This window comes from Stenotrophomonas sp. TWI377 (genome assembly GCF_039674525.1).
In the GTDB taxonomy this organism is placed as follows: domain Bacteria; phylum Pseudomonadota; class Gammaproteobacteria; order Xanthomonadales; family Xanthomonadaceae; genus Stenotrophomonas.
In genome coordinates this window covers 99,185-125,604 of record NZ_JBDJNT010000011.1, presented here as the reverse complement: position 1 = coordinate 125,604, position 26,420 = coordinate 99,185, and the positions used below count along the sequence as shown (strand labels likewise).

Below are 26,420 nucleotides of genomic sequence, written 5' to 3'. Positions count from 1 at the left end.
CCGGCAGTGGCGGCACCATGAGCGATCGTTTCCAACTTGAATCCCCGTATTCGCCGGCGGGCGACCAACCGGCGGCCATCGAGAAACTGACCGCCAACTTCGAGGCGGGCATCGCCAAGCAGACCCTGCTCGGCGTCACCGGTTCCGGCAAGACCTACACGGTCGCCAACGTGATCCAGCGGGTCCAGAAACCGACCCTGGTGATGGCGCCGAACAAGACCCTGGCCGCGCAGTTGTACGGCGAGTTCAAGTCGTTCTTCCCGCACAACGCGGTTGAGTATTTCGTCAGCTACTACGACTACTACCAGCCGGAGGCCTATGTGCCTTCGTCGGACACCTTCATCGAGAAGGACAGTTCGATCAACGAGCACATCGAGCAGATGCGGCTGGCGGCGACCAAGACCCTGTTGTCACGCCCGGATGCGATCGTGGTGGCGACGGTATCGGCGATCTACGGCCTCGGCGCGCCCGAGGACTATCTGTCGATGCGCCTGATCCTCTCCACCGGTGAGCGGATCGACCAGCGCGAGCTGATCAAGCACCTGACCCAACTGCAGTACACCCGCAACGAATTCGAGCTGCACCGCGGCACCTTCCGCGTGCGCGGCGAAGTGATCGATGTGTTCCCGGCCGAATCGGACAGCGAAGCGGTGCGCATCGAGTTGTTTGAAGGCGAGGTCGAGCAGATCAGCATGTTCGATCCGCTGACCGGCGAAAGCCTGCGCAAGATGATGCGCTACACGATCTATCCCAAGACCCACTACGCGACCACCCGCGAGCGCGTGCTGTCGGCGGTGGACACGATCAAGGCGGAGTTGAAGGTCCGCCTGGAACAGCTGTACGAGCAGAACAAGCTGGTGGAAGCGCAGCGCCTGGCGCAGCGTACTCAGTTCGATCTGGAGATGATGGCTGAGGTCGGTTACTGCAACGGCATCGAGAACTACTCGCGGCATCTCACCGGCAAGAACGCCGGCGATCCACCGCCGACGTTGTTCGATTACCTGCCGCCGGATGCGCTGCTGGTGATCGACGAATCGCACGTGACCATTCCGCAGATCGGCGCGATGTTCAAAGGCGACCGGTCGCGCAAGGAAACCCTGGTCGAGTTCGGTTTCCGCCTGCCCTCGGCCCTGGACAACCGTCCCCTGCGGTTTGAAGAGTGGGAAGAGCGTTGCCCGCGCAGCATCTATGTCTCGGCCACGCCGGGGCCGTACGAGCTGCGCGAGACCGAAGGCGAGATCACCGAACTGGTGGTGCGCCCGACCGGCCTGATCGATCCGGTCGTCGAGATCCGCCCGGTCGGCACCCAGGTCGATGACCTGATGTCCGAGGTCAACGAGCGCATCAAGCTGGGCGACCGCGTGCTGGTCACCACGCTGACCAAGCGCATGGCCGAGAACCTCACCGAGTACCTGACCGAACACGGCATCCGCGTGCGTTACCTGCACTCGGATATCGACACCGTCGAGCGCGTGGAGATCATTCGCGATCTGCGTCTGGGCAAGTTCGATGTGCTGGTCGGCATCAACCTGCTGCGCGAAGGCCTGGACATGCCGGAAGTGTCGCTGGTGGCGATCCTCGATGCCGACAAGGAAGGCTTCCTGCGTTCGACCGGTTCGCTGATCCAGACCATCGGCCGCGCCGCGCGCAACCTGCGCGGCAAGGCGATCCTCTATGCGGACAAGATGACGCGCTCGATGCAGGCCGCGATCGACGAGACCGACCGCCGTCGCGCCAAGCAGGTCGAATACAACGAACTGCACGGCATCGTGCCCAAGTCGGTGCTGCGTCCGATCACCGATGTGCTCGAAGGCGCACGTTCGGAAGCGGCCGAGAAAGAGTCGCGCGGCAAAGGGAAGGGCAAAGGCAAGGGCGGGCGTGTGGCCGAAGAGTCCACCGATTACCGCACGATGGAGCCGGCCCAGATCGCCAAGCGCCTGCAGGCCCTGGAGCAGCAGATGTACCAGCACGCCCGCGACCTGGAGTTCGAAGATGCGGCCCGGGTACGTGATCAGATCCGCCAGTTGAAGGAGGCCAGTCTGGGCTGAACAACACATCGTGAAATATCTTCACAAAAGTGTTGCGCTTTCCGGGGGGCGTCCGTAATATACGCGGCCTGCACCGACGCATTCGCAGCGGGGCAGGAAAGCAAAACGGGCGGTTAGCTCAGCGGTAGAGCACTACCTTGACATGGTAGGGGTCACAGGTTCGAACCCTGTACCGCCCACCACTTCAGTCCCGGAGACTGTCGTGGCACAACAGAAAAGCCAGCCCTCGGGTTGGCTTTTTTGCTATGTGCGTTTCCTGACAACTGCCTGCATGGCGCACTGATACCCCGCACTGCGCCCGCCGTCGACACTCAGGGTTTCCTGGGTGCTGCACATGCGGCAAGTGCTACACAGCGGCGGCATGGCTGCACACGCGTCGCTTCCCATTTTCGGCAAGGCGTGTGTCGTCGCTTTGCTGGCAGGCATCTGCACGATCGTCTTCTCGCCCCGGCTGCTGCCGCTGGGGTGGGGCGTTGCCGCAGCAGCTGCCGGTAGCCTGCTCTGGGTCCTGCCCTGCCGCCTCCGCCTCCTCGGCGCTGCCTTGTTCGGTCTCGGCTGGGCCGCCGTGCACGGTCACGCCGGGCTGGCGCAGCAGCTGCCCCCCGGTGGCCCGCCGGTGGACCATGTGCTGCAGGGGCGCGTGATCAGCCTGCCTCAGCAGGGTCCCGGCGGTACCCGTTTCCGCTTCCGGGTGGACGACGGCCCGACGATGCCAACCGGACTGCGCGGCCGTGACCTGGCGCTGGGCTGGCATGACGCATTCCGTGGCCCAGCCGATGAGCGCCGGCGCACGCTCCAGGCCGGCGAACGCTGGTCGCTCACGGTCCGGGTCCGGCCGCCACGCGGGCGGGTGAACCCCGGCGGGTTTGACGCCGAAGGCTATGCGTTGCGGCAACGGGTGGCTGGCAGCGGGTACGTGCGCGAGCCTGCCCAGGCGCACCCGCTGGGTGAGCCGACCGGACTGCCTGCGTGGCGAGAGCAGATGGCTGACGCGATCGCCACGGCAGTCGAGGGCGATGGTCGTCGCTTCGTCCAGGCGCTGGCACTGGGCGATACCCGCGGCCTGAGCCAAGCCGATTGGGATGACCTGCGTGCGCTGGGGGTGACCCACCTGGTGGCGATCTCCGGCTTCCATGTCGGCGTGGTGGCCGGCGTCGCCGCTCTTTTGGCGGGCGGGCTCTGGCGGTGCCTGCCGATGCTCGGCCTGTACGTACCGCGTCCGATGGGGGCCGCGGCGGCGGCCGTCGCAGGCGCGGCGCTGTATGCCGCAGCCGCCGGTTTCGCGCTGCCGACGGTGCGGACCGTGCTGATGATCGCGGTGGTGGCCACTGCGCGCTGCAGCCGGCGGCGGGCAACCGTGGCGCAGTCGCTCTCCCTGGCGGCGCTGGCGATGCTGCTGTTCGACCCGCTCGCCGTCCTTGCGCCCGGTTTCTGGCTGAGCTTTGCCGGCGTGCTGTGGCTGATCTGGTGCCTGCCCGGGCGCGAGGAGGGCGGGTTGCGGGGGTTCCTGAGTGCGCAGGGTGTGGCAACCGTGGCGCTGCTGCCGTTGACCGTGGCGTTGTTCGGGCAGGCCTCGCGGGCGGGACCGCTGGTGAACCTGGTGGCGATTCCCTGGTGGACGATGGTGGTGGTGCCGCTGGCGCTGCTCGGCACCGCCCTGGAAGCGCTGATCGACGGGGCGGGGCGCTGGCCGTGGCAGCTGGCGGCGTGGTGCTTCGAGGCCAGCTGGTGGCTGTTCGGGTATGCCGCGCGCAGCGAGCTGTCGCTGTGGTGGCTGCCGCAGTCCAACCGCTGGGCGCTGGTCTCGGCCGTGTTCGGCGTGTTCTGGCTGCTGCTGCCGCGTGGCAGTGGTGGCCGGGTCCCCGCACTGCTGCTGTGCCTGCCGCTGTTGTGGCCGGCGCGGCACTTGCCGGCTGAGGGCGAGGTGGAACTGCTGGTGATGGACGTGGGGCAGGGCCTGGCGGTGGCAGTACGCACGCGTCGGCACACGCTGCTGTACGACACCGGGCCGGGGGCCGAGGAGGGATTCGATGCCGGCGAGCGGATCGTCGTGCCCACCCTGCGTGCGCTGGGGCAGGGTCGGCTGGACCGGATCATGATCAGCCACGACCATCGCGACCACACCGGTGGCCTGCGCGGGGTGCGTCGCAGCTTTCCCGGCGCGATGCTGCAGGCGCCGCCCGGCGTCCTGCGTGGCCGCGCATCGACCTGCCATGCCGGGCAATCCTGGCAGTGGGACGGCGTGACGTTCCGGGTGCTGCATCCGCCGCGCGACGAACCGCAGTCGACCAACGACAGCAGCTGCGTGCTGCGGCTGGAAACCAACCAGGGGGCCATCCTGCTGGCCGGGGACATCGAGAAGCGCAGCGAGGCCCTGCTGCTCCGGCACGCAGGCGCGCTGCTGGCGGCCCAGGCGGTCGTGGTGCCGCACCATGGCAGTGCCAGTTCGTCCACGCCGGCCTGGGTGGTGGCCGTCGCGCCGCGGCTGGCGATCGTCTCGACCGGTCACCGCAACCGGTTTGGGCATCCGCGTGCCGAGGTGGTGGAGCGCTGGCAGGCGGTGGGCGCCGAAGTGCTCAACACGTCCGAGAGCGGCGCGGTTCGCATCTGGCTCGGGCGTGGAGGCCTGCAGGTGCGTGAACAACGGGTTTTCGAGCGGCGTTGGTGGGATGCCGCGGAGCGGAGCCGGCCGGCTGCTATCCTATCGGCGATCAAACAGGCGGCCGCTGGGCCGGAGGATTGAAACGTGTGGGAACTGGTCAAGGCCGGTGGCTGGCCGATGCTGCCGCTGCTGCTGTTGGGCGTACTGGCTTTGGCAATCGTCCTGGAGCGTTTCTGGACCCTGCGGCGCAATGAAGTCCTGCCCCCCGGGCTGGGCCAGGAAGTGCGCAACTGGGCCGCACGCGGCAAGCTCGACCCGAGCCACATCCAGTCGCTGCGCGGCAACTCGCCGCTGGGCGCGCTGCTGGCGACCGCGCTGGAAGCGCGCAACCGCCCGCGCGACCAGATCCGCGAGCGCATCGAAGATGCCGGCCGGCATCTGGTTCACCGCATGGAGCGGTTCCTGAACGCACTGGGCACGATCGCCTCGGCGGGCCCGCTGCTGGGCCTGCTCGGCACGGTGGTTGGCATGATCCAGATGTTCATGGGCATTCTCGACCACGGCGTGGGCGATGTGAACCAGCTGGCCGGCGGTATCGGCAAGGCGCTGGTCTGCACCGCCACCGGCATGATCGTGGCGATCCCTGCGCTGATGTTCCATCGCTATTTCAAGGGCCGCATCGCCGGTTACGTGATCGAGATGGAGCAGGAGGCGTCGGCCCTGCTGGATGCACTCGACGGTCGCCCGGGCGTGATGAACAACGCGCCGCGTGCCGCCGCTGGTTCGGCCGGCGCCGCACCGGTCACGGTCAAGGGCTGACGGATGCGCATCCGCAATGACCGGATCCAGGACGAGCCGCAGATCGATCTGGTTCCCCTGATCGATGTGATCCTCGTTCTGATCATCTTCTTCGTGGTCACCACCACCTTCGACGCGCGTTCGACGCTGCAGCTGCAGTTGCCGACCGCCAGCCAGCAGGACACCACCGAGCCGCCGCGCTCGCTGAGCGTGCTGGTCAATGCCGAAGGGCGTTATTTCATCAACGACCAGGAAGTGCTGCGCACCGACGTCGAGTCGGTCAAGCAGACCATTGCCGCCGTCGCCGGCAGCGATCGGGAACAGACCGTGCTGTTGCGCGCCGACGCGCGCACCCCTTACCAGGCTGTCGTCACGGCCCAGGATGCTCTGGGCCAGCTGGGCTTCCGCCGCATCGCCATCGCTACCGCGCCGGAGGTGCGTCCATGAGCAAGAAACATTCCCCCGTCTGGCCGATCTACAAGCGCCTGCTCGGGTATACCGGTGCCTATTGGGTGTTCATGGTTGCCGCCGTGGTCGCGATGGTGGTCGAGGCCCTGGCCGGTTACAGCTTCACCAAGCTCATGGAGCCGCTGGTCAACCGGGGCTTCGTCAACCCGGAGCCGCGGATGGCGGTGATCCTGCCGTTGACCATCCTCGGGTTGTTCATGATGCGCAGCCTGGCCACCCTGGTCAGCGATTACGCGCTGGCCCGCACCGGGCGCAGCGTGGTGCGCGACCTGCGTGAGCAGGTGCTGGAAAAGTACCTGCATCTGCCGTCCTCGCATTTCGATGCCGAGGCCACGCCGGTGATGGTCAGCCGCCTGAACTTCGATACCGAGCAGGTCACCCAGGCCAGCGCCGATGCGCTCAAGACCCTGGTGGCCGATACGCTCACCATCATCGCCATGCTGGTGGTGATGCTGCAGATGAGCGTCAAGGTCACGATGGCGATGCTGGTGGTGGTGCCGCTGATCGGCGTGATCGTCTCGATCGTGGGCAAGCGCTACCGCCGGATCAGCCGTGGCATCCAGGACGGCATGGGCGGCATGGCGCAGACCGCCGAACAGTCCCTGGCCGCGCAGCAGGAAGTGAAGGTGCATGGCACCCAGGCGCACGAGATTTCGCGCTATTCCAGGCTTGCCAACCGCATGCTCGGCCTGAACATGAAGGTCGAAACCACGCGCGCGCTGGCCTCCAGCACGGTGCAGTTCCTCGCGGCCCTGGCGCTGGCGGTGATCGTATGGGTGTCCACCCGCGAGGCGCTGGCCGGCAAGCTCAACGCAGGCCAGTTCATGGGCCTGATGACCTCGATGATGGCGATCATTCCGTCACTGCGTCGCCTGACCAGTGTGCAGACCTCGATCTCGCGCGGTGTGGCCGCGGCCGAGCGCCTGTTCGGGATTCTCGATATGCCGGTCGAGCGCGACGAAGGGATCCAGCGGATCGGCCGCGCACGGGGCGAGCTTGCGTTCGAGCACGTGATGCTGCGTTATCGCGAAGACACCGGCATCGCGCTGGACGACATCAGTTTCGTGGCCAGGCCGGGCACGGTGACGGCGATTGTCGGCCGCTCCGGTAGCGGCAAAACCAGCCTGATCCGCCTGGTGCCGCGCTTCTACGAACCCAGCGGCGGCCGCATCACGCTGGATGGGGTGGCGCTGGACGATTACCCGCTGGCTGACCTGCGTCGCCAGGTGGCCATGGTCGGGCAGAAGGTCATGCTGTTCGATGACACCGTGGGCGCCAACATCGCCTACGGCATGGATGCGACCGAAGAGCAGATCCGCGCCGCGGCCGAAGCGGCCAATGCGTGGGAGTTCATCGCGCGCATGCCGCAGCAACTGCAGACGCCGGTCGGCGAGAACGGTGCGCTGCTCTCCGGCGGCCAGCGTCAGCGCCTGGCGATCGCCCGCGCGATCCTGCGCGATGCGCCGATCCTGATCCTGGATGAAGCGACCGCTGCGCTCGACAACGAGTCCGAGCGCCTGGTGCAGGATGCGTTGCAGCGCCTGATGCCCGAGCGCACCACACTGGTGATCGCGCACCGTCTGTCCACCATCGAACATGCCGATCAGGTGCTGGTGATGGACCATGGCCGCATCGTCGAGCGCGGCACGCACAACGAACTGCTGGCGCTGGGTGGCCTGTACGAGCACCTGCACAAGATGCAGTTCCGCGAAAGGCAGCCTTGATGGCAGGCAAGGGCACCCACACGCCGTCGTACTGGTACGACGGCAGCGCCATTCCGTTCCTGGCACGCCTGGCGTCACCGCTGTACGGCGCGGCGATCGCGCTGCGCCGGATGGCGTATCGCCGTCGCTGGCTGAAACGGCATTCACTGCCGGTGCCGGTGGTGGTGGTCGGCAACGTCACCGCCGGTGGCACCGGCAAGACCCCGCTGACGATCGCCCTGGTCAACCGTCTGCGCGACGCCGGCTGGAAGCCGGGGGTCGCCAGCCGTGGCTATGGGCGCGAGGAAGCGGGCACCCCGCGCTGGGTGCTGGCCAGCACCGATACCGCCGTCGGCGGCGACGAGCCGGTGCTGATCGCCTGGAAAACCGGCGTGCCGGTGCGGGTGGATGCGGACCGTGTCGCGGCCGGCAAGGCGCTGGTCGAGGCGGGCTGCGACATCATCGTCTGCGACGACGGCCTGCAGCACTACCGGCTGGCGCGCGACATCGAAATTGAAGTCGTCGACGCCCAGCGTCGTTACGGCAACGGCCGGCTGATTCCCGCCGGGCCGCTGCGCGAGCCAGCCAGCCGTGCGCGCGACTGCGATTTCCGCGTGGTCAACATGGGCCAGGCCAGCGATGGCACCGAAGCGCAGACCGCCTGCGGCTTCGGCGAATGGCCGATGCAGCTGCGCATCGACAGCGCACAGCCGCTGCAGGGCGGCCGCGCGCGGCGCCTCTCGCATTTCCAGGGCCAGCGCGTGCATGCGGTGGCCGGTATCGCCAATCCGCAGCGCTTCTTCGACATGCTGCGCGCGCATCGCATCGGCGTGGTGCCGCATGCCTTCGCTGATCACCATGCCTACCAGCCAGCGGATCTGCGCTTCGGCAGCGAACTGCCGGTGCTGATGACCGAGAAGGACGCGGTCAAGTGCAAGGCGTTCGCGACCGAATGGCACTTCGCCGTGCCGCTGTCGGCCGAGTTGCCGGCGGCGTTCTGGATCAGCCTGCTGGACCGCGTCGAGAAACTCGGCAAGCGTTGACGGGCCCGGTGCCGGTTGCGGCACACTGCGTCCCTGACTGCATTCCTTTCGTACAGGTCATCCACCATGAGCGCTTCCGCCGAGTTCGTCGTTGCCATTCCCGCCCGTTATGCCGCTTCGCGGCTGCCAGGCAAGCCGCTGCGCCTGCTCGGCGGCGAGCCGCTGGTGCTGCGCGTGGCGCAACGCGCGCTGCTCGCCGGCGCGCGCGAGGTATGGGTCGCCACCGACGATCAGCGCATCGCCGATGCCCTGCAGGGCATGGCCGAGGTACGTGTGGCGATGACCTCCACCGGGCACGCCTCCGGCACCGATCGGCTGGCCGAGTGCGCGGCGCAGGCGGGCTGGTCCGATGACACCCTGGTGGTGAACCTGCAGGGCGACGAGCCCTTCGCCCCGGCAGAAGGCATCCGCGCGGTGGCCGAAGCCCTGGTCTACAGCGGTGCGGAGATGTCCACGCTGGCCACGCCGGTGGAAGACGCGGACACCCTGTTCGACCCGAACGTGGTCAAGGTCGTGCGCAAGCAGAACCTGGACGCGCTGTACTTCAGCCGCGCGCCCATTCCGTGGCACCGCGATGCCTTCGCCCGCTCGCGCGACACGCTCGCCGGCGCGCACTGGCTGCGCCATATCGGCATCTACGGCTACCGCGCCGGTTTCCTGCGCCAGTTCGCCGCGTTGCCGGCTGGCACGCTGGAACAGCTGGAGTCGCTGGAGCAGTTGCGCGTGCTGGAAGCGGGGCACCGCATCAGCGTGGCGCTGACCCCGGCCGAGTTCCCGCCCGGCATTGATACCCCGGACGATCTGGCGCGCGCCGAAGCCTGGTGGGCGGCACACCCGTGACCGTGGCACGACGGTTGCATGACGCGTAGTCCGGCATAATCGGGGCATGAACGTCCAGCCCGTCCAGGATCTGCCCGAGTTCGCCACGTGGCTCAACGCCAAACCGACCACCCTGGCCGAGCTGCAGGGGCGGCCGGTCGTGCTGGCCTTCGTCAATGCCGCCTCGGTGTGGTGCGCGCAGCGGCTGGCCGAGCTGGCCCAGTGGCAATCACGCAACCCGGGCAAGCTGCAGCTGCTGGTGCTGCAGATGCCACGTTTTGACGGCGAGCGCGATCCCGATCAGTCCCTCAAGCTGCTGCGCCGCCAGGGGCTGAACGCGCCGGCCCTGCTGGATGCGGACTGGGATGGCTGGCGCCGCTTCGGCGTGACCGCATGGCCGACCCTGGTCCTGCTCGATGCCCAAGGGCGCGAGCGCGAGCGTCTGGTCGGTCTCGGCGGGGAACTGGAACGCTCGCTCACTGCGCTGTGCGAAGGCAGCTCGCGGCCGTCCGATGAGGATCTGCACGGCGCCCGTGAACTCAGTCCCGAGCCGCGCCTCCCGCTGCGCTTCCCGACCGGGTTGGCGGTGACCACCGAGCGCCTGTACATCGCCGACACCGGCCATCACCGCGTGCTGGAATGCAGCCATGGTGGCCGCGTGCTGCGCCAGTTCGGCATGGGCACCGCCGATTTCATGGATGGCGACCAGGCCCAGGCGGCCTTCCACCATCCGCAGGGCCTCGCGCTGGAGCGCGAATGGCTGTACGTGGCCGACACCGGCAACCATGCCCTGCGCCGCATCCATCTGCTCTCCGGCCAGGTCGACACGCTGTGCGGCACTGGCCGCCCCGGCGAACCGATCGAAGGGCCGGTGGCCGATCCGCGCTACACCGCGCTCAACCATCCGCAGGGACTGGCCGTCGCCGACAACCAGATCCACATCGCGATGGCCGGCGACAACCGTATCTGGAGCTATCACCTTGGCCAGCGCAGCCTGCAGTGGCGCGCCGGCAGTGGGGCGATCGACGAGCGCGACGGCAGTGGCCACATGGCCGCGTTCGCACAGCCGTGCTCGGTCGCGGCGGTCCAGCAGGTGCTGTACGTCTGCGATGCGCTGGGCTCCTCTATCCGCGCCATGCAGTTGCGTGGGGATCTGGTGCAGACGCTGGTCGGGCAGGGGCTGTGGACCTTCGGCGAACAGGACGGCCCGCGCACCTCGGCACTGCTGCAGTACCCGCAGGCGATCGCGCTCAGTCCGGATGCGCCGCTGCTGTGGATCGCCGATGCCGGCAACGGCCGCCTGCGTACGCTGCGCCTGGGCGGTGGTGAGCTGAGTACGCTGGAGTTGCCGCGCCGCCTGCATGGCCCGGCTGGCCTGGCGCCCGGCGGTGGCGCGGTCTGGATTGCCGAGACCGATGCCCATGCCGTGCTGCGATTCGACCCCGTCAGTGGTGTCCTGAGCGACGTGCCGATCAACGAATGACTGTTTCTTCCGCCCCCGCCTTCGATGGCAAGGCATTTGCGGCCCACCTGAGCACCGCCCCCGGCGTGTACCGCATGTACGCCGCCGATGACACGCTGCTGTACGTCGGCAAGGCGCGTGCGCTGCGCAACCGCGTGGGCAGCTATTTCAACGGCACGCCCAAGACCACGCGGATCATGTCGATGCTGTCGCAGGTCGCGCGCATGGACGTGACCGTGACCCGCTCGGAGGCCGAGGCGCTGCTGCTGGAAAACCAGCTGATCAAGTCGCTCTCGCCGCGCTACAACGTCTCCCTGCGCGACGACAAGACCTATCCGCACGTGCTGCTGACCCGTGAGCAATGGCCGCGCATCGCGCTGCACCGTGGCCCGCGCGCGGTACCCGGGCGCTACTTCGGTCCGTACCCGGGCGTCACTGCCGTGCGCGAAACGCTCAACCTGATGCACAAGCTGTTCAAGCTGCGCAGCTGCGAAGACAGCGTGTTCCGCAACCGCTCGCGGCCCTGCCTGCAGTATCAGATCGGCCGCTGCAGCGCGCCGTGCGTGGAGCTGGTGGCGCCGGACGATTACGCCGAGTCGGTACGCCGCGCCTCGATGTTCCTGGAAGGCAAGAGCGATCAGCTGGCGCGCGAGCTCGGCACCCAGATGCAGACCGCCAGCGAAGCGCTGGAATTCGAGCAGGCCGCGCGCCTGCGCGATCTGATCGCCTCGCTGCGCAGCATGCAGACCCGCCAGTACGTGGACGGCCGCGCGGCGGATCTGGACGTGCTCGCCTGCGCCACCCAGGGCGCCAGTGCCTGCGTGCTGCTGCTGGCGTTCCGTGATGGCCGCAACATGGGCACGCGGCCGTTCTTCCCGCGCACCAATGGCGAAGAGAGTGCCGATGAAGTGCTGGGCGCGTTCGTCTCCCAGTACTACGCCGAGCACGCGCCGCCGCGCGAGATCCTGCTCGATCGCGAGATTCCCGATGCCAGCCTGATCGAATCGGCGTTGAGTGCCTCCGCCGAGCACAAGGTGCAGCTGCGCTGGAACGTGCGCGGTGAGCGCGCCGGCTATGTGGAACTGGCCGCGCGCAACGCGCAGATCACCCTGGTGACCGAACTGGGTAGCCGCACCGCGCAGCACGCGCGCAGCGAAGACCTGCGGCAGATGCTCGGTCTGACCGAACAGGTCAAGCGCGTGGAGTGTTTCGATATCAGTCACACCATGGGCGAAGCCACCGTGGCCTCGTGCGTGGTGTTCGATGCGGCGGGCCCGGTCCGCAGCCAGTACCGCCGTTTCAACATCAGCGGCATCGAGCCCGGCGATGACTACGCGGCCATGCGCCAGGCGATCGAGCGGCGCTTCCGCCGGGCGGTCGAAGAAGACGGTGTACTGCCGGATCTGCTGCTGATCGACGGCGGTGCCGGCCAGTTGGCCCAGGCGCAGTCCGCGCTGGCCGATCTGGGCGTGGAAGGGGTGATGCTGGTCGGCGTGGCCAAGGGTGTGGAGCGCAGGGCAGGGCATGAAGCCCTGGTCATGCCGGATGGCCGCGAACTACGCCCGGGCGCGGCCTCACCGGCGCTGCAGTTCATCCAGCAGGTGCGTGACGAAGCCCACCGCTTCGCCATCACCGGCCACCGTGGGCGCCGCCAGAAGGCCCGGATGACCAGCAAACTCGAGGATATTCCTGGCATCGGCCCGCGCCGGCGCGCCAGCCTGCTCAAACATTTCGGCGGCCTGGTCGGCCTGAAAGCCGCCGGCGAAGCGGAAATCGCGAAAGTGGACGGCATCAATGACGCCCTCGCTGCGCGTATCTACGCTAACCTTCATGGACTGCCCACGCCCGACGCGGCGGGCGAGTAGAGAGACGCAATGAAGTTGACCCTCCCCACCTGGCTGACCCTGCTGCGGATCGTGATGATCCCCGTCCTGGTGCTGGTGTTCTATCTCCCCTACAAGTGGACCAATTTCGCCTCGGCGGCGATCTTCGGCCTGGCTGCGCTCACCGACTGGCTCGACGGCTGGATCGCCCGCCGCTACGACCTGCAGTCCGCGTTCGGCGCCTTCCTCGACCCGGTCGCGGACAAGCTGATGGTGGCCGTGGCGCTGTTCCTGATCGTGCAGGGCCATCCCACCGCGTGGATGGCGGTCTGGGCGGCCGTGATCGTCGGCCGTGAAATCGCCGTGTCGGCACTGCGCGAATGGATGGCGGAAATCGGCCAGCGGGCCAAAGTGCGTGTGGCGGTGATCGGCAAAGTGAAAACCACCGCGCAGATGGTCGCGCTGCTGTGCCTGCTGTACTCGGTCGCGCCGCACACCCCGATGCAGGACATCTGGATGGGCACCCAGGTCTTCCACATCGGCGATTGGACCCTGGCGATCGCCTCGATCCTGACACTGTGGTCGGGCCTGCAATACCTGCACGCCGCGTGGCCGAGCCTGCGCGAAGACGAGCGCCTTGCGCGTGAGAACGCCAAAGCAAAAAAGAATGCGTGAGGGCTGTTGACAGGGGTGCATTTGGCTGTAGAATTTCGCCTCCCAAGCGGGAATAGCTCAGTTGGTAGAGCGCAACCTTGCCAAGGTTGAGGTCGCGAGTTCGAGTCTCGTTTCCCGCTCCAGATAGCGCATTTCATCGGGATTCGTCCCAATGCGATGCAACGAAAAAAGCGACCTTCCGGGTCGCTTTTTTCGTTTGTGCGTGTCGAGGGTCAGTGGTGCTTCCCGATCCGGACGTTGCACCAGGTGCGGATGTTTTCCCGATCAAACCCGGGGCAGCTGTTATTGATCGGCAGGTACAGGTACAGCGCCTGCTGCATATGCGCGAAGTGGTAGTAGTTGGTGCGGTCTTTGCCGTACAGCCAGTAGTTCGATGCGCCCTGGTTGATGACGTAGGGCTCGAACCAGAGGATCGAGGACTCGGCCGGGATCACGTTGCTTCTGTCGGTCAGCATCAGCCAGGCGTTGGAGAAGACGTGCGTCGTTGCACCCAGCAGGAGGGTGACGGCGACGAGGCTGATCGCAGTGCCCCTGGCGAGGCGGGCGATACGGAGATGGCGTGGCATGGCCGAAGGGTTCCTGGGATCGAGGGGCTGCGCCAGCGCTGTGGAGGCGTCCGGGCAGATCGGAACAGCGCACTGACGTGGTGCGAAAAGGATGTTGACGACGTGAAGGAATTCCGACAGAATAGCGCTCCTTCGACGCAGGTCGAGGGGCCGACAGCCTCCAGCGCCTCAGGGTGCGGTGCCGTCGGGGCAAGCGAAAGTCTGCGGGAATAGCTCAGTTGGTAGAGCGCAACCTTGCCAAGGTTGAGGTCGCGAGTTCGAGTCTCGTTTCCCGCTCCAGATTTCGACAGGGCCCCCTTGGGGCCTTGTTTTTCTCCGCGGTGGCACGCGGGCATCCGGTCCGGAAGCAGGGGCCGGGATGTGAAAAAAAGTGTGAAAAAGCTGGTGTGTTTCGAGTGGTTTCGGTAACATATACGCTTGATTTTGCGGGAATAGCTCAGTTGGTAGAGCGCAACCTTGCCAAGGTTGAGGTCGCGAGTTCGAGTCTCGTTTCCCGCTCCAAATCCTGACCAGGCCCCGTTCTCGGGGTCTTGTTTTATCGGGGCACGCAACACGCCTTCGATGATCGTAGGGTCACCGGCCTGGTGGCAGAGTGGTCATGCAGCGGACTGCAAATCCGCGTACGCCGGTTCAATTCCGACCCAGGCCTCCAAATAGAAAGTAGCCCAGAGCCCGCGAAAGCGGGCTTTGTGCGTTGTGGGCCTCCATTCAGTTTCGGAGGCCAGAGCCGACAGGGCCTACACAACGCGCTTCGTATGCTGCGGCCGTCCACTTTGGCAGCCTTATGCAGACACAAAAAGCACGCGTAGCGACGGGTATCGAAGGCCTCGACAGCATCCTCGGCGGGGGCTTCCCGCAGGGGCGGCTGTACCTGCTGGAAGGACCCCCAGGCTCCGGCAAGACCACGCTGTCCCTGCAGTTTCTGCTGCATGGGCTGAGCAAGGGCGACCGCTGCCTCTACATCACGCTCTCCGAGACAGCTGACGAGCTGCGCGAAGTTGCCAATGCGCACGGCTGGTCCCTGGATGGGCTGGAGTTGTTCGAGCTGGCCTCGGCCGAGGAAGCGCTGGGCGACGGACGGATGCAGTCGGTACTGCACTCCTGGGAAGTCGAGCTGGACGAAACGGTCAAGCTGATCCTCGGCGAGGTGGAGCGCATCAAGCCGCATCGGGTGGTGTTCGATTCGCTGTCCGAGCTGCGATTGCTGTCGCAGGATCCGCTGCGTTATCGCCGGCAGATTCTCTCGCTCAAGCAGTTCTTCGCGCCCAAGAGCGCGACCGTGGTGCTGGTCGATGACATGACGGCCTCCGGTGAGGAGCGCGATGGTCAGCTGCACAGTCTGTGTCATGGCGTGGTGTCGCTGGAACGGCTCACGCTGGATTTCGGCCCGGCGCGCCGCCGGATGCATGTCCAGAAACTGCGCGGAGTGAACTTCACCGCTGGCTACCATGACATGACCATCCGCGAAGGGGGCCTGGAGGTCTTCCCGCGGTTGATCGCCTCGGACCACCACGCCACGTTCAACGGCACGCCCATCAGCAGCGGGGTCGGCGAGATCGACAGTCTGCTCGGCGGCGGTCCGCTGCGGGGCACCAGCACGCTTTTGACCGGCCCGGCTGGCAGCGGCAAGACGAATGTGGCGCTGCAGTACGTCTGGGCGGCCTGCGAGCGCGGTGAACACTGCTGCATCTTCGAATTCGATGAGCGCATCGGCACCTTGCTCGCCCGCGCCGAGTCGCTGGATATCGATCTGAGCAAACACCTGGCGTCGGGCCTGCTGGAAATCCTCCAGGTCGATCCGGCCGAGATCTCACCGGGCGAGTTCGCCTGGAACATGCAGCGTGCGGTCGAGGAGCGCCACTGCCGCCTGCTGGTGATCGATAGTCTCAACGGCTACGTCACCGCGATGCCCCAGGAAAAGCAGTTGATGCTTCAGCTGCACGAGATGCTGTCCTACCTCAACCAGAAGGGCGTGGCGACCATCCTGATCAATCCGCAACACGGGTTGGTCGGCACCATGTCGACCGGCAACCTCAACGTTTCCTACATCGCCGATTCGGTCGTGTTGTTCCGGTTCTTCGAATCGCAGGGGCGCATCCGCAAGGCGATCTCGGTGATCAAGAATCGGGGCGGTGCGCACGAGAATACGATCCGCGAGCTGAAGATCGACGGCAAGGGGATTTCGCTGAGTGCCCCGCTCAACGAGTTCAAGGGCATTCTGACCGGCACGCCGGAATTCGTGGGCAATACGGCGCATCTGCTCGGCCACACCCGTGCAGAGTGACTCCGTTTCCGGTGTGGTGCATATCGTTGCGCCGTTCGGGCGCGATGCGCAGAGCATTGCCGGCGTACTCAATGCCGCCGGGCTGCGGACCGCGATCCAGGAGAGCCTGCCACGGCTGGCCGACGCGCTTGATGATGACGTTGGCGCGGTGGTCGTCACCGAAGAGGCGGTCGCCAAGGGCACCGCCGCGTTGCTGGAGCCCTTGGCCAGGCAACCGTCCTGGTCGGATATTCCCTTCATTCTGCTGCGTTCGCCGCGCTCGCAGAAGCGCCCCTTGGCCGATCCTGGCCTGCAGTTGTCGATCAACATCATCGAGCTGGAGCGGCCGCTGGGCAGCAGCTCGCTGCTCAGCTCCGTGCGCAGTGCGCTGCGGGCGCGCGACAAGCAGTTCCTGGTCCGCGATCAGATGCGGGCGCTGGCCGATGGCCGTGCCGCACTGGAGCGCAGCGAAGCAGAGCTGCGCCTGGTGGCCGATGCGATGCCGGTGCTGATCGCCTTCATCGACCGCGACCTGTGTTACCGCTTCGCCAACAAGGCGTATGAGGCCTGGTTCGAGCGTCCGGTATCGGCCGTGATCGGCAAACGCGTGCCGGAGGTATTCGGGCAGGAGGTATGGAGCAGCCGCCGCCCGTTGATCGAACGTGCGCTGGCGGGCGAGCACATCGTGTTCGAGGCCAACTGGCCGTTCAGTGACGGCCGCCGGCGCGACAGTGAGATCCGTTATTCGCCGCGCTTCGATGCCGACGGCGCGCCGGACGGGTTCCACGTCTTCGTCACCGATATCACTGCCTCCAAGCTGGCCCTGGAAACGAGTCAGCAACATGCCTCGGACCTGGAGGCGATGGTGGCCGAGCGCACGGCGGAGCTGGAGCGGCAGATGGTCGCGCGCGAGGCCAGCGAAGCGGCCCTGCGCCAGTCGCAGAAGATGGATGCGATCGGGCAGTTGACCGGCGGCATCGCGCACGACTTCAACAACATGCTGACCGGCATCCTGTCCTCGCTGGACATCATGCGCATGCGCCTGGACATGGGGCGCATGGAAGGGATGGAGCGCTTCCTGGATGCGGCCACCGCCTCCAGCCAGCGCGCGGCGGCCTTGACCCAGCGTCTGCTGGCGTTTTCGCGACGTCAGTCGCTGGATTCGAAGACCGTGGAACTCAATGCGCTGGTGGGCTCGGTCCAGCACCTGCTGCGCAGCACGCTGGGCGAGAAGATCCGCATCCAGATGGCGACCAGTGACGCGCCGCTGCGCGCCAACCTGGACAGCAACCAGTTCGAAAGCGCGCTGCTGAATCTGGCGATCAATGCACGTGACGCGATGCCTGAAGGGGGTGAGTTGATCCTGCGGACCTCGCACGTCTTTGCGGCCGAGGGCGAAGTGCCGACCATTCCGGCAGGCGAGTACGCCGTGGTATCGGTCTCCGATTCCGGCACCGGCATGCCACCGGAGGTGGTCGAGCGGATCTTCGAGCCGTTCTTCACCACCAAGCCGATCGGCAAGGGCACGGGCTTGGGCATGTCGATGATCTACGGCTTCATGCAGCAGTCCGGCGGCCACATCACGGTGGATTCCACGCCAGGGCAGGGCACCACGGTAGCGCTGTTCATGCCGGTGGTGCACGACGCCGCCGAGGACGACGGTGCACCGAGCGCACAGCCGGTGTCGCTCGGCGCCGGGCAGTCGATCCTGGTGGTGGAGGATGACGAGCAGGTGCGCATGCTGGTCACCGTGGTGCTGGAAGACCTCGGGTATACCGCCGAAGTCGTGGGTGATGCCGATGGCGCCATTCCGATCCTCGGCTCATCGAAGAAGATCGACCTGCTGATCACCGACGTTGGATTGCCCGGCCTCAACGGACGCCAGCTGGCCGAAATCGCGAGGCAATCGCGGCCGTCGTTGCCGGTGCTGTTCATGACCGGCTACGCAGAGAAAGCACAGGAACGCTCGGCATTCCTCGACAACGGCATGGCGATGATCGCCAAGCCGTTTCTGCTCGATGCGTTCAGTGAGGCGGTAAGAAGCTCGATGGCGGGACATCGGTAGTCCCGCGGCACCCGGCGTGTGCCTGTCCGGCGAAAGCGTGCGCGACAAGGAGCATTCGTTTTGAAAGTGTTCTGAACGCTTCAGGCAACGGCTTTATTTAGATACCTGAAAGTGACAGCATAGTGCTTTGAAATCGTCGGAGTTTACCCATGCCCCTTTGCGCGATCGCGTATGTCAGCGACGTTGCAGGCCCGCTGTCTGCGGAGCATCTCGACGCCCTTGTCGAAGATGCCATCCGCTTCAACAGCCTGGCCGGGGTCACCGGTGTGCTTCTCTGCGACGGCAGTCGTTTCCTGCAGTACTTCGAAGGCCCGGATGATGGGGTGTCGGCAGTACACGAGCGCGTACTGCAGGCCCGCAGTCATCGGAACATTCGCAAACTCGGTCACGCCCGCGTGCCTGCGCGCTATTTTCCTTACTGGAGCATGCGCTGGCTGGGCGTGGAGCCGACCCTGGTCGAGATCTTGTCTGCCGGAGAATGGGAGGCGTTTGCCGATCGCGCCGCGGGCGGACCGCCGGCAGGCAGTGCCATGGAACGTCTGATGCAGTTCGTCGCGCCGCACCTGCCCGCGCGCGCGGGTATGCAGGAGAGCCGCTCGGCGGCCGAGTGAGGTGGCGCGCCCCTGTGCAGCTTCCCGGGGCGGGGCGGCCAGGCGCGGAGTATCCGAAGCGCTGCCCTGACATATTGCTGTCAATACCCGGCCTGCATGATGCAGGCACGGGTTCGGACGTTGTATGAACGGTTCATCAGGGGCGTGGCCTTTACCCTTCGGGTAATTGACTTAATGCGATGACCGTGCAAATTTTAGGTGAACCCGAAGTGAATCCGCCCCTGAGGGGGTTTTGTCGTCCCTGAAGCAAGCAAGTCCCACGGAGGTCGTATGGAATACGGCGAACATGACTTGGCTGACGGAGTGCGAACCGAGCTGGAAGCCAGCTACGTGAAACATGGCTGCGGCCCGGAATTCTGGTCCACCTACCAGCGCGTGCTCGAGCGTCTGGTCCCACCCGCGCAGGGCACCGCGCGAACCCGTGTCACCAATGAGCTGGCGTTGATCATTGAACAGTTGGGGATCGTGCGGCGCGCCCAGTTGGTGCCGCCGCGCAGCGCACGCCCGCGCGCGCGCTGAGACCGGGTCGGGGGACCGGGAACCGGTACGGGGGACAACCGCCAACGCGGCGCCGTTACAGGTGATGAAGACCGATGGCCAGCAGCGCCAGCAGCGTGCCGGCGGCGGCGAGCGTGCGCGGACGAATCCACCGGGTCGGGTGGTGCTGCATGGCCGATGGACGTGCATAGCGGATCAACCCGGTCGGGAACTGCCAGGCACGCATGCGTGCATCGCAGGCATCCTGGCAGTCGCCACAACTGATGCAATCAGCGTTCGGTCCGGCACGCACGTCCAGCGCCATCGGGCACACGTTGGCGCAGGCGCCGCAATCCAGACAATCGCCGAGGCGATCGGCGCTGAAGTGCGGCATCGGGCCAGCGATGTCTTCATGTGCGGCGCGGAAGGCATAGTCGCTGGCGCTGGTGGGATCAAGCAGCCCGCGTCCCCGCGCCTGGACACCGCCCAGCCCAGCCACGCGTGGGCCGCGCGGTTCGCCGCGGCGTGCGTGGTACTGCATGCGCGGCGTGTCGTTGTCGCAGAACATGCCGTGGATGCGCGCATACGGACACAGCTCGCGGCAGACATGTTCGCGCAGGAAGCCGGCATTGCCCCAGGTGGCTGCCGCATAGAAGACGATCCAGAACGTTTCCCAGCCACTCCAGACCGGTGGCCACGGCGTACCGACCAGACCGTGGATCGGGCTGAAAAAGCCCACGAAGGTGATGCCCGTCCACGCGGCCACCAGCAGCCACAGCAGATGCTTGACCGCACGCGCTGCGCCGGTGGCCGGCAGCCAGCGTGCGGTGCCTTGATCCATCCACCGGAACAACCGGCTCCACAAGGTCTGCGGACAGCCGTAGCCGCACCACACCCGGCCGGCCAGGTGAGTGAGCAGTACCAACGCGGTGGCCAGCACGGCGGCCAGGCCCAGCAGGATGCCGACGTCGTGCGGCCAGAGGGTCCAGCCGAACAGATCGAAGCGGCGCGCGGTGAGGTCGAACAACAGCGCCTGGCGACCCTCCCAGCGCAGCCACGGCAGGAGATAGAAGCCGGCCAGCAGGATGACCGAGAGCAGTGGCCGCCAGCGCAGCGGCGCGCGCCGGCCCGGGGCCGGGGACGGAGGCGAGGGATCGACCAGATGCAGGGTGAGGCGGTCTGTCATGGTCACCCCAGTGGCAGGTCGTCATCGTCGCTGGGCATCGGCCGCAGCAGGTACCAGGTGATCGCGCTGGCGGCGGCGGTGACCGCCCAGAACATGAAGAACCCCAGCGTGTAGCCCAGCTCGCGGCTGATCTCGTGCTGCGGGAAACTGATGTCGCGCAGGCGCAGCGGGTCCACAAAGGCGAAGAACACCACGCTGGCCAGGCCCGCCGCGACGAAGCTGGGCCACAGGATGGCGCCCCATTGCTGGATCAGCCGTCGGCGGCTGCCGTCGGGCGGGTCGTGCAGGTCGTTCATTGCGGCCACGGTCAGGAGGAGGGGGCAGGGCACGGCTATACTTCGCGCCGACCGGGGGCCGGGACCGCGAGTGCGCGCTTCCTGTCGAGCTCCCAGACTAGAAGGCTTCGCCGTCGGCTTCATTGATTCTGATCAAGGCAGCGGCAGCCCCTGCCGCCGATGCTGGGCGTTGCTGCCCGAGGGTGTTCATGTCCGATCCCACCGACAACGTGCTGCCTCTTCCGGCACTGGACCTGTGCAGCGAAGAGGACGTCACCCGCCTGGTGCACGACTTCTACGCGCGTGTCCGCGAGGAGCCGCGCCTGGGCCCGGTGTTCACGGCGCGGATCCACGACTGGGATGCGCATCTGGCGCAGCTGGTGGATTTCTGGTCGGCGATGCTGCGCGGCACGCGGCGCTTCAAAGGCGCGCCCATGCCCAAGCACATGGCCATGGATGAGCTGGATCGCGATCTGTTCGACCGCTGGCTGGCCCTGTTCCGGCAGACCACCGCCGAATGCGGCAATCCACCGATGCAGCGGCTGGCCGATGATGTCGCCGAGCGGATCGCCGATACCTTCTGGCGTCGCTTCCAGATGCTGCGCTGGCCGAGCCTGCCGATGGCGGGCCGCCCGGGCGTGAATTGATCTGACGCAATGCGTGCGCACCCGCGCACGCGCAAGCTGGCGGCATGGATACCTTCTCGCCTGCCGCCGCCGGGCTCGCCTGGCACTTCGATCCCGAGCTGCTGCGTCGCCACGACCGGCCGGGCCCGCGCTACACCTCCTATCCCACCGCCCCGCATTTCCATGACGGCTACGGTGAGCTGGCCCTGCGCGAGGCCATCGTGGACAGCAACCGCCGGGGCCGCGCGCTGTCGCTGTACGTGCATGTGCCGTACTGCAGCAGCCCGTGTTTCTACTGCGGCTGCAACCGGGTCATCACCCGCGATCACAGCAAAGGCATCAGCTACGTCGCCCGCGTGCTGAGCGAGGCGGACCTGATGGCGCCGCAGTTCGATCCGGCGCGCGAAGTGATCCAGCTGCACCTCGGCGGTGGCACGCCCAACTTCCTGGCGCCGGCACAGATGCGCGAGTTGATCGATGGTCTGCGCCAGCGCTTCAACTTCAGCACGGCGGCCGCGCGCGATTTCTCCATCGAGCTCGACCCGCGCTTCGTCACACGGGCCGATATCGCGGTGCTCGCCGAGCTGGGCTTCAACCGCGCCAGCCTCGGCGTGCAGGATTTCGATCCGGATGTACAGAAGGCCATCAACCGCGAGCAGGGCGTGGAGGACACACTGGATATCCTGCGTGCCTGCCGCGAGCATGGCTTGCGCTCGGTCAATGTCGATCTGATCTACGGCCTGCCGAAGCAGACACTCCCCGGTTTCGCGCAGACGCTGGAAACCGTGCTGCGCGAGCGACCGGATCGCCTGGCGGTGTATGGGTACGCGCACCTGCCGCACCTGTTCCGCGCGCAGCGCCAGATCGCCGATGCGGATCTGCCCAGCCCCGAGCAGAAGCTGGCCTTGCTGGGCTTGGCGGTGCAGCGCCTCTCAGACGCGGGCTATCAGTACATCGGCATGGATCATTTCGCGTTGCCGGAGGAAGACCTGTCACGGGCACAACGGGCGGGGCAACTGCACCGCAACTTCATGGGCTACACCACGCACGCCGACACCGATCTGGTGGGCCTGGGGGCCAGCGCGATCAGCCACATCGGCGAGACCTACAGCCAGAACCCGCGTGAACTGCCGGCCTGGGAAGCGGCGGTCGATGCAGGGCGGTTGCCGGTCTGGCGCGGCCTGACCCTGGACCAGGACGATGTGCTGCGCGCGGAAGTGATCGGCCAGTTGATGTGCCAGGGAGAAGTGGACGGGGCAGCCGTGGCGGCACGGCACGGCGTGGACTTCGAGACGTATTTCGCCGAGGGACTGCGCGCGCTGGCGGCACTGCAGGCAGACGGCCTGGCCGATTACGCGCAGGGCGTGGTGCGTGCGAGCGAGCGCGGGCGCCCACTGCTGCGGCTGCTGGCGATGTGCTTCGACCGCTATCTGACGTAGCCGGACCAGCCCGTGCGGTATTCCCGCGCGATCTGAGCGGGGCCGCAGTGACGCGTGCATTCCAAAACCGGGCGCGATCAGGCACCCTATGCGCGCCGTTGCCCGGGTGGCGAAACTGGTAGACGCATCGGACTTAAAATCCGCCGGGGGCAACCCCATGCCGGTTCGATTCCGGCCCCGGGCACCAACGGCCAGTTTCACGCGTTGCCCGCGCAACGCAAACTTTACGCAGCCGGCCGCGTGCCACCGTACGCTGCGCAGCAACCCACCTCGGACACGCCACATGGCAAACGCAGTTCGTGCAGGGAAAGCACTGGTGTGGGGCGTGGCGCTGCTGTTCGGCGGCGTGGCCCATGCGCAGGCCCAGACGCAGGTGCCGGCGCAGGCCGCAGGCGAGGTGATCGATCTCGCCCCGGTGGTGGTCTCGGGTGAGCAGCCCGGGCCAGGCATGTGGCAGGTCCGAAATGCCCAGGGCCACACACTGTGGATTCTCGGGACGGTTTCGCCGCTGCCAGCCAAGCTGACGTGGCGTGCCGACGAGGTGCAGGCGGTGATCGCCAGCGCGCAGGAAGTGCTCGGCTCGCCGGGCTGGACACTGGATGCCGACGTGGGCTTTTTCCGCGGGCTGACCCTGGTGCCCTCGGCGATGAAGGCTGCCCGTGATCCCGACGGACGCACCTTGCGCGAGCTGTTGCCGCCCGATCTCTACGCGCGCTGGGAAGTGCTCAAGCAACGCCACATCGGCCGCGACGGAGGCATCGAGAAAGACCGGCCCTTGGTGGCCGCGACCCAGCTGTATGCCGCCGCACTGAAGGATGTCGGCCTCGGCCGTTCCTCACCGGTGTCCAGGATCGTGCAGAAGGCCAGCAAGGCGCACGGTCTCACGCCGGTCCCGACCCAGGTCACGATCAAGATCGCCGATCCGCGGCAGGCGTTGAAGGAAGTGCGTGGCACCGCCTTGCAGGATGTGGAGTGCTTCCGCCGTACCCTGGATGTGGTCGAACACGGCCTGCCGCTGCTGGCCGAGCGCGCCAACGCCTGGTCGGTCGGTGATATCGAGGCGCTGGAGCGGCTGGCGGTGAAGGGGCAGTACCTGGCCTGCGTGGATGCCGTGGCCAACAGCGATTTCGGGCGGCGGCGTGGCTTGACCGATGTCGATGCGCAGGCGCAGCGCAAATGGATGACCCTGGCCGGCGAGGCGTTGGCGCGCAATGCGGTCACCTTTGCGACCGTCCCGGTGACCTCGCTGCTGATGCCCGGTGGCTATGCCGATCAACTGCGTGCCCGGGGCTATGAGGTCCAGGCACCGGAATAAGGCGTGAGTAATGGGCGATTCGTAACGAGACCGTGGGCACATTCGGTGTCTACCCAGTGCGAAAACTTCATGGCATAGTCAGCTTCAGTTCATTCCGGAAATCCTTCATGCCGCTGCATGCGGTCGCTTATGTCAGCGACGCTATCGATGGAATCGAAACGTCTGATATCGATCAGATCCTGCGAGCAGCAATGGGGTTCAACAAAGTGGCAGGCGTGACCGGCGTGCTGATGTTCGACGGCCGGTGTTTCCTGCAGTACTTCGAGGGCCCGGAGGACGGTGTCGACTCGGTGTTCCAGCGCGTGTTCAACGCGCGCATCCATACGAATCTGCGCGAACTCGCGCGAGGGTTCGTGGAGAAACGCCATTTCCCCTGCTGGACGATGGCATCGGCAGCGGTCGAACCGGATGCGCTTGCGCGTATCGTCGAGGCGCCCTGGCAGGGGTTCCAACAGCGGTGTTCCGAGCCAGACGATATGCCCGCAGGTTTTGGTCGTCTGCTGGAGGCATGGACCGGTGTGTCCGGCGAGTTGGAACCGGCAGCGGTGACATTGGGGTCGTAACGCAAAACAACCTTGTCCGTAACACAATGATCACGGTTGCACGCCTATCCTCTTTCTACCAGCTGTGACCAGTCTTGCGGGGTTTGCCCTTGGAGGCTGTCTGAAAGGGTAGTAACCGCAGCTGGACCATTATTCCTTTGGCCGTCGTCCGTACTCTCCGCGGGCGGCGGCTTTGTTCTTTGTGGGGCAGGGTCGGGCGCGTTAGTCTTGCACCACCTGTCTCCCGGCTCCGTATCGCATGACGTATTCCCTGATGATGCCCCGCCTGATGGCTGGCCCGGTTCCGCGGTGCGGAGCCGCTCGATGACGCACGCCATTTCCGCCGCGGTGTCCGCGCGCATCGGGGTCATCGGGCTCGGCTACGTTGGGCTGCCGTTGACCGTGACCTTTGGCCGGCACCAGGCCACGGTGGGCTACGACATCGATCAGGCGCGGGTCGCCGAGCTGCAGCGTGGCATGGATCACACCCTGGAACTGGGCGCGGATGAACTGGCTGCTGCGTTGCATGCCCGCTACACCGCCGATCCTTCAGAGCTGGCCGGGTGCAACGTCTACATCGTGACCGTGCCCACCCCGATCGATGCGCATGAGCAGCCCGATCTCGGGCCGCTGCGCAGTGCCAGCACCCTGATCGCCGGCCTGCTCACGCCGGGCGACATCGTGATCTACGAATCCACCGTCTACCCGGGCACGACAGAAGAAGTCTGCGTGCCGCTGCTGGAGGCCGGATCGGGGCTGCGCTTCAACGTCGATTTCTATTGCGGTTACAGCCCGGAGCGGATCAATCCGGGTGACCGCGAACGACGGTTGCCGGACATCCGCAAGATCACCTCCGGCTCGACGCCGGAAGTCGCCGCCGTGGTCGATGCCTTGTACAAGCGCATCATTACGGCCGGCACCTGGCCGGCGCCCTCGATCCGCGTGGCCGAAGCGGCCAAGGTGATCGAGAACATCCAGCGCGACGTCAACATTGCGTTGGTCAACGAGCTGGCGTTGATCTTCGATCGGCTCGGCATCGATACCCAGGACGTGCTGGATGCGGCCGGCAGCAAGTGGAATTTCCTCCCGTTCCGCCCGGGCCTGGTCGGCGGCCACTGCATCGGCGTGGACCCGTACTACCTGCTGCACAAGTCCGAAAGCGTGGGGTATCACCCGGACCTGATCCACACCGCGCGACAGGTCAACAACCGGGTCGGCGAGCATGTCGCACAACGCGTGCTGGCACTGCTGGCATCGCGCAGCATCGATGTCGCGCAGGCACGCGTGCTGGTACTGGGCGTGACCTTCAAGGAGAACTGCCCGGACCTGCGCAACAGCCGCGCGTTGGAACTGGCGCAGCGCCTGCAGGTCAGTGGCGCCCGGGTGGACGTGCAGGACCCGTGGGTGGGGCCGGCCGCACTGGCCGATGCGGGCGTGCGCTGGGTCGAGGCCCCGGATGCGGCCGGCTATGACGCCGTCGTACTGGCGGTGGCGCATGATCGTTTCCGTGCCTTCGACGCCGCGCAGGTGCGCGCGCTGCTCACGCCGGGCGGTGTGGTGTACGACGTCAAATCCGTGTGGCCCCGGGAAGTGGTGGACGACCGCCTGTAGACT

22 protein-coding genes and 6 tRNA genes are annotated in these 26,420 nt (G+C 66.5%); 25 read left to right on the top strand and 3 right to left on the bottom strand.

Going from position 1 to position 26,420, the window contains the following annotated elements:
- Nucleotides 1–17: 17 nt before the first annotated feature.
- The 12 genes from uvrB (at nucleotide 18) to ABE546_RS11435 (ending at nucleotide 13,563) form a co-directional block, all read left to right on the top strand.
- On the top strand, nucleotides 18–2,048 hold the full coding sequence (gene uvrB, locus ABE546_RS11490) for an excinuclease ABC subunit UvrB (RefSeq protein WP_313211232.1): 2,031 nt from the start codon (nucleotides 18–20) through the stop codon (nucleotides 2,046–2,048).
- A gap of 107 nt (nucleotides 2,049–2,155) precedes the next feature.
- Nucleotides 2,156–2,230, top strand: a tRNA-Val gene (locus tag ABE546_RS11485).
- Between the two features lie 179 nt (nucleotides 2,231–2,409).
- The gene (locus tag ABE546_RS11480; protein ID WP_313211231.1) at nucleotides 2,410–4,791 is read left to right on the top strand and encodes a DNA internalization-related competence protein ComEC/Rec2; all 2,382 of its coding nucleotides are present in this window, start codon (nucleotides 2,410–2,412) and stop codon (nucleotides 4,789–4,791) included.
- A gap of 3 nt (nucleotides 4,792–4,794) precedes the next feature.
- Nucleotides 4,795–5,469: a MotA/TolQ/ExbB proton channel family protein gene (locus ABE546_RS11475; protein ID WP_313211230.1), complete on the top strand. Its 675-nt coding sequence runs from the start codon at nucleotides 4,795–4,797 to the stop codon at nucleotides 5,467–5,469.
- Nucleotides 5,470–5,472: 3 nt separating this feature from the next.
- Complete coding sequence (locus tag ABE546_RS11470) at nucleotides 5,473–5,895, top strand: biopolymer transporter ExbD (protein WP_123728864.1); 423 nt, start codon at nucleotides 5,473–5,475, stop codon at nucleotides 5,893–5,895.
- Nucleotides 5,892–7,640, top strand: coding sequence for a lipid A export permease/ATP-binding protein MsbA (gene msbA / locus ABE546_RS11465; protein WP_346463745.1), 1,749 nt, complete (start codon nucleotides 5,892–5,894; stop codon nucleotides 7,638–7,640). The genes ABE546_RS11470 and msbA overlap by 4 nt, the downstream gene beginning before the upstream one ends.
- Nucleotides 7,640–8,662 (top strand): tetraacyldisaccharide 4'-kinase, encoded by a 1,023-nt coding sequence (lpxK, locus tag ABE546_RS11460; protein ID WP_346463743.1) that lies wholly within the window; start codon nucleotides 7,640–7,642, stop codon nucleotides 8,660–8,662. The genes msbA and lpxK overlap by 1 nt, the downstream gene beginning before the upstream one ends.
- 66 nt (nucleotides 8,663–8,728) lie before the next feature.
- Nucleotides 8,729–9,502 carry a 3-deoxy-manno-octulosonate cytidylyltransferase gene (gene kdsB / locus ABE546_RS11455; RefSeq protein ID WP_313213044.1) on the top strand — a complete coding sequence of 258 codons (774 nt, stop codon included), beginning with the start codon at nucleotides 8,729–8,731 and terminating at the stop codon, nucleotides 9,500–9,502.
- Between the two features lie 46 nt (nucleotides 9,503–9,548).
- Entirely contained in the window at nucleotides 9,549–10,964 is a 1,416-nt protein-coding gene (locus ABE546_RS11450) for a hypothetical protein (protein WP_346463742.1), read from the top strand.
- Entirely contained in the window at nucleotides 10,961–12,808 is a 1,848-nt protein-coding gene (gene uvrC, locus ABE546_RS11445) for an excinuclease ABC subunit UvrC (RefSeq protein ID WP_313213040.1), read from the top strand. The genes ABE546_RS11450 and uvrC overlap by 4 nt, the downstream gene beginning before the upstream one ends.
- 9 nt (nucleotides 12,809–12,817) lie before the next feature.
- On the top strand, nucleotides 12,818–13,441 hold the full coding sequence (gene pgsA / locus ABE546_RS11440; RefSeq protein ID WP_088433209.1) for a CDP-diacylglycerol--glycerol-3-phosphate 3-phosphatidyltransferase: 624 nt from the start codon (nucleotides 12,818–12,820) through the stop codon (nucleotides 13,439–13,441).
- A 46-nt stretch (nucleotides 13,442–13,487) separates the two neighbouring features.
- Nucleotides 13,488–13,563: transfer RNA gene (locus tag ABE546_RS11435), tRNA-Gly, on the top strand.
- A gap of 90 nt (nucleotides 13,564–13,653) precedes the next feature.
- Here the strand turns inward: ABE546_RS11435 and ABE546_RS11430 are convergent.
- The gene (locus ABE546_RS11430) at nucleotides 13,654–14,007 is read right to left on the bottom strand and encodes a hypothetical protein (RefSeq protein ID WP_346463741.1); all 354 of its coding nucleotides are present in this window, start codon (nucleotides 14,005–14,007) and stop codon (nucleotides 13,654–13,656) included.
- Nucleotides 14,008–14,210: 203 nt separating this feature from the next.
- On the opposite strand from ABE546_RS11430, the gene ABE546_RS11425 reads away from it, so the two are divergent.
- The 7 genes from ABE546_RS11425 (at nucleotide 14,211) to ABE546_RS11395 (ending at nucleotide 19,465) form a co-directional block, all read left to right on the top strand.
- A tRNA-Gly gene (locus ABE546_RS11425) sits at nucleotides 14,211–14,286 on the top strand.
- A gap of 146 nt (nucleotides 14,287–14,432) precedes the next feature.
- A tRNA-Gly gene (locus tag ABE546_RS11420) sits at nucleotides 14,433–14,508 on the top strand.
- A gap of 77 nt (nucleotides 14,509–14,585) precedes the next feature.
- A tRNA-Cys gene (locus ABE546_RS11415) sits at nucleotides 14,586–14,659 on the top strand.
- A gap of 42 nt (nucleotides 14,660–14,701) precedes the next feature.
- Nucleotides 14,702–16,291, top strand: coding sequence for an ATPase domain-containing protein (locus ABE546_RS11410; protein ID WP_346463739.1), 1,590 nt, complete (start codon nucleotides 14,702–14,704; stop codon nucleotides 16,289–16,291).
- Nucleotides 16,281–18,335 carry an ATP-binding protein gene (locus tag ABE546_RS11405; protein WP_346463737.1) on the top strand — a complete coding sequence of 685 codons (2,055 nt, stop codon included), beginning with the start codon at nucleotides 16,281–16,283 and terminating at the stop codon, nucleotides 18,333–18,335. The genes ABE546_RS11410 and ABE546_RS11405 overlap by 11 nt, the downstream gene beginning before the upstream one ends.
- A 149-nt stretch (nucleotides 18,336–18,484) precedes the next feature.
- Nucleotides 18,485–18,946 (top strand): BLUF domain-containing protein, encoded by a 462-nt coding sequence (locus tag ABE546_RS11400; protein WP_313217838.1) that lies wholly within the window; start codon nucleotides 18,485–18,487, stop codon nucleotides 18,944–18,946.
- 270 nt (nucleotides 18,947–19,216) lie between these two features.
- Nucleotides 19,217–19,465, top strand: coding sequence for a hypothetical protein (locus ABE546_RS11395; RefSeq protein WP_019183363.1), 249 nt, complete (start codon nucleotides 19,217–19,219; stop codon nucleotides 19,463–19,465).
- Nucleotides 19,466–19,520: 55 nt separating this feature from the next.
- On the opposite strand, the gene ABE546_RS11390 is transcribed toward ABE546_RS11395, so the two are convergent.
- Both ABE546_RS11390 and ABE546_RS11385 read right to left on the bottom strand, forming a co-directional pair.
- Nucleotides 19,521–20,609 (bottom strand): 4Fe-4S dicluster domain-containing protein, encoded by a 1,089-nt coding sequence (locus tag ABE546_RS11390; RefSeq protein ID WP_346463735.1) that lies wholly within the window; start codon nucleotides 20,607–20,609, stop codon nucleotides 19,521–19,523.
- Between the two features lie 2 nt (nucleotides 20,610–20,611).
- Nucleotides 20,612–20,905 carry a hypothetical protein gene (locus ABE546_RS11385; protein WP_121041710.1) on the bottom strand — a complete coding sequence of 98 codons (294 nt, stop codon included), beginning with the start codon at nucleotides 20,903–20,905 and terminating at the stop codon, nucleotides 20,612–20,614.
- A 188-nt stretch (nucleotides 20,906–21,093) separates the two neighbouring features.
- Here ABE546_RS11385 and ABE546_RS11380 point away from each other — a divergent pair, with 188 nt between their 5' ends.
- The 6 genes from ABE546_RS11380 to ABE546_RS11355 all read left to right on the top strand — a co-directional run bounded on the left by ABE546_RS11380 (nucleotide 21,094) and on the right by ABE546_RS11355 (nucleotide 26,417).
- Nucleotides 21,094–21,531: a group III truncated hemoglobin gene (locus tag ABE546_RS11380; RefSeq protein ID WP_313212030.1), complete on the top strand. Its 438-nt coding sequence runs from the start codon at nucleotides 21,094–21,096 to the stop codon at nucleotides 21,529–21,531.
- 44 nt (nucleotides 21,532–21,575) lie between these two features.
- Nucleotides 21,576–22,949 carry an oxygen-independent coproporphyrinogen III oxidase gene (gene hemN, locus ABE546_RS11375; protein ID WP_346463733.1) on the top strand — a complete coding sequence of 458 codons (1,374 nt, stop codon included), beginning with the start codon at nucleotides 21,576–21,578 and terminating at the stop codon, nucleotides 22,947–22,949.
- 100 nt (nucleotides 22,950–23,049) lie between these two features.
- A tRNA-Leu gene (locus ABE546_RS11370) sits at nucleotides 23,050–23,136 on the top strand.
- Nucleotides 23,137–23,232: 96 nt separating this feature from the next.
- Nucleotides 23,233–24,264: a TraB/GumN family protein gene (locus tag ABE546_RS11365; protein ID WP_346463731.1), complete on the top strand. Its 1,032-nt coding sequence runs from the start codon at nucleotides 23,233–23,235 to the stop codon at nucleotides 24,262–24,264.
- 107 nt (nucleotides 24,265–24,371) lie between these two features.
- A complete protein-coding gene (locus ABE546_RS11360) occupies nucleotides 24,372–24,827 on the top strand; it encodes a BLUF domain-containing protein (protein ID WP_313212027.1) in 456 nt (151 codons plus the stop codon).
- A gap of 303 nt (nucleotides 24,828–25,130) precedes the next feature.
- Nucleotides 25,131–26,417: a nucleotide sugar dehydrogenase gene (locus tag ABE546_RS11355; RefSeq protein ID WP_346463729.1), complete on the top strand. Its 1,287-nt coding sequence runs from the start codon at nucleotides 25,131–25,133 to the stop codon at nucleotides 26,415–26,417.
- Nucleotides 26,418–26,420 lie beyond the last annotated feature (3 nt).